Source organism: Peribacillus sp. P4_C12, from assembly GCF_056402095.1.
The window spans coordinates 1-2,676 of sequence record NZ_JBFUIB010000488.1 but is presented as its reverse complement, the minus strand read 5'-3'; the positions used below and the strand labels follow the sequence as shown (position 1 = coordinate 2,676).

Sequence of the window (2,676 nt, the reverse complement as noted above, 5' to 3'; positions counted from 1 at the left end):
CATGATATCCACCCCATTATTAGTAATTAAATTTATCCCTCATTTTCTTTTCTATTGCAGTGGAGGATTAAACCTATTTAGAAAAACAATTTTGAGACGCATCATACAAATAGAACATTTGCTTTGTGTCTCGTACTAATCCATGAAGCGGAAATCAAGAGAAAGGATGTGTATAGGATTGTCAAAAAAGAATCCATCTAATGCATCATCCACTTATCTTGGATTAAGAAGCTAATCCAACCTCTCTTATATCAATATTTATTGTTTCTCTTTTAGCATCATCTTACAAAAAAGGAGCAATCGCCGTAACCATTGCTCCTTATAAGCTGTAAGTTCTTATTTATTGGTCTTAATCTCTTCTTTCTAATTTACTATCTTTGTTGAAACCCTATTTCCTAGAAAGACTATGTTTTAACTGACCATATCATTGGTTGATTTAGACGAGTTACTTTGTTTACCTGGTTTCACAAAAACCATGGCTATCATTCCTATTGTTACTGCAATGGATGCTGCAATAAACATTGCATTATATCCATGTTTTGCTACAAGACTTCCTGTTAGGGTCGGTGCAATAATAGTAGCTAGATTCGCAATAAAATGAGTTACTCCCCCAAAAGTTCCTGCTTTATTTGGCTCTGTATCAAGAACAACAATCCAATAGATAGAATTTGGTAAATAATTAAAGGCATTGCCTATACACATTAATGCAAGTACTGCTGCTGCACTCTCAACAGTTGGGATCAACATAAAACAAACAGCTGTACAAAATAAGGAAACTACTGTGAACCAAGATCTAGCAATACGTAAATTCCCTGTTTTTCTACGTAATATATCCGAGATTTTACCACCTAATAATCCAGTGATAATAGCTCCTACCCAGGGAATCATACCAATATATGAAAGAGATGAAAGTGAATAATTAAATTCATCTTGCAGATATTTGGGAGTCCATGTAAGTAATAAAATATTTACATATAAAAAGGCAAAATAYCCAATGGCATTCATTACTAACGTAGGGTTTTTAAAAAAATGGTACCACGGTACATTTATTTGTTCGTCTAATTTCGTTTCGCCTTTAATTAATATATCTGCTCTTCGAATTTCTTCTAGTTCGGTTTTCGAGACTCTTGGATGATCTTCAGGTAGGTTTGTAAATACTTTGTTCCAAATTACTACCCAAATAAAACCTAATAAACCGAGAATAACAAATGTTACTTTCCAGTTAGTGAATGTTAGAAGACCTACTACGATGGGTGCAGTAATTAATGCTCCAATTGGCGTCCCAACTAATCCAAGTGCTACAGCAAACCCTTTTTCTTTAGGAGATACCCAGTTTGCCATAGTTCGGTTCATTGTTGATAAGGTAGGTCCTTCAGCGAACCCAAATAAAACACGAAACACCGCAAATCCTGCCAATGCAGAACCTCCAAATAATGCTGCACCTATATGACCTGCGAATATTGTCCCAATTTCAAAAAAAGACCATGTAGTTCCAGCAATGATCCACATAAATTTAGGACCTTTCTTATCTGCTAAAGCACCACCAAATAGCGCTCCGAATATATAACCATATCCAAAATAACCTAAGATTGCTCCCCAACTTACTGGATCTAAATTGAACTCCTTGATGATTTCAGCTTGGGCATATGAAAGTGCACCTCTATCAATATAATTTATGATTGTAATAAGAATAATCATAAAAATAATAAAATAACGATATTTATTTCTCAACATGTAGTTCCCCCCTTGATGTGTGATAGAGAGCAGCAATACTTACTGATTTTAAACATAAAAACAGTAATCATAAGACCCTTTATCTAGTCTGTATTATGCAACCTGTAATAAATTGCAGCCATGCATCCCCTGACTTTGACTGTTTCGGCACCCTTATAGGCTTTGCTCGGATCAAGACAGACGAAATCAATTTGCATGACAATCGGGTGCTGGCCAATATCTAGTAAAATATCAATCAACTCATTAGCTGGCATTCCACCATGGGTAGAGCATGTACACCCAGCGCAACTAAAATATCAAGTATATCTCCTGCATTGACAACTCTTAATTTTGTTAGATCCACTTTTTCATCCAAGATGTAGGTAACAAAGCCTTTTCACATCCGCCGAAATTCCAGCGGATATAAAAAGGCTCCTGATACACTGATTGAGGACCGTGAAATGGGTGCTCCATAAAGGATAAGGTAAGGCGTATCTTCTTCTGGTACATTCCAAGATCATCAGGCTTTTGAAGCCATTCTTTCTCTATATTATTTCACCACTTGTACGCCCTTTTTCCATACGGACTTAACGTGGTTAACTCCAAATAAATATTGCAATTCCTGATAGTTTTCTACATTCCATAAAACAACATCTGCTTGTTTTCCGACTTCCAGCGATCCTACCTTTTCCTGCCTATTGATCGCACAAGCAGCATTGTATGTCGCCGCCGTTAATGCTTCTGCTGGGGTGAGCCGCATCGAGATGCATGCTAGATTCATAACAAGGGGCATAGAAGTCGTCGGTGAGGACCCGGGATTGCAATCCGTCGAAATGGCCACCGCTACACCTTCATCAATCATCCGTCTTCCTGCAGCCGCCTCTTCACGTAAATACAGCGCTGTTGCTGGAAGGAGACAGGCAATCGTTCCTGATTTGGCCATATCTTGAATGCCCTCTTCTG

Annotated in this window: 4 protein-coding genes; all 4 read right to left on the bottom strand. The window is 37.6% G+C overall.

The window, feature by feature from the left end; genetic code table 11:
• Positions 1–411 precede the first annotated feature (411 nt).
• Complete coding sequence (locus tag AC1DUW_RS25365) at positions 412–1,734, bottom strand: MFS transporter (RefSeq protein WP_053345801.1); 1,323 nt, start codon at positions 1,732–1,734, stop codon at positions 412–414.
• Between the two features lie 83 nt (positions 1,735–1,817).
• Positions 1,818–1,988, bottom strand: a complete 171-nt coding sequence (locus tag AC1DUW_RS25360; protein ID WP_236694898.1) for a hypothetical protein — start codon at positions 1,986–1,988, stop codon at positions 1,818–1,820.
• Positions 1,989–2,067: 79 nt separating this feature from the next.
• Complete coding sequence (locus AC1DUW_RS25355; protein ID WP_477643773.1) at positions 2,068–2,223, bottom strand: hypothetical protein; 156 nt, start codon at positions 2,221–2,223, stop codon at positions 2,068–2,070.
• 40 nt (positions 2,224–2,263) lie between these two features.
• Positions 2,264–2,676 (bottom strand): amidohydrolase family protein (locus tag AC1DUW_RS25350; RefSeq protein ID WP_477643772.1); only part of this gene is annotated, 413 nt, incomplete at its 5' end.

What these genes read in the sequence shown, in the direction of transcription:
- AC1DUW_RS25360 (WP_236694898.1), bottom strand. Translation starts at nt 1,988, where the DNA reads ATGCCAGCTAATGAGTTGATTGATATTTTACTAGATATTGGCCAGCAC.
- AC1DUW_RS25355 (WP_477643773.1), bottom strand. Translation starts at nt 2,223, where the DNA reads ATGTACCAGAAGAAGATACGCCTTACCTTATCCTTTATGGAGCACCCA.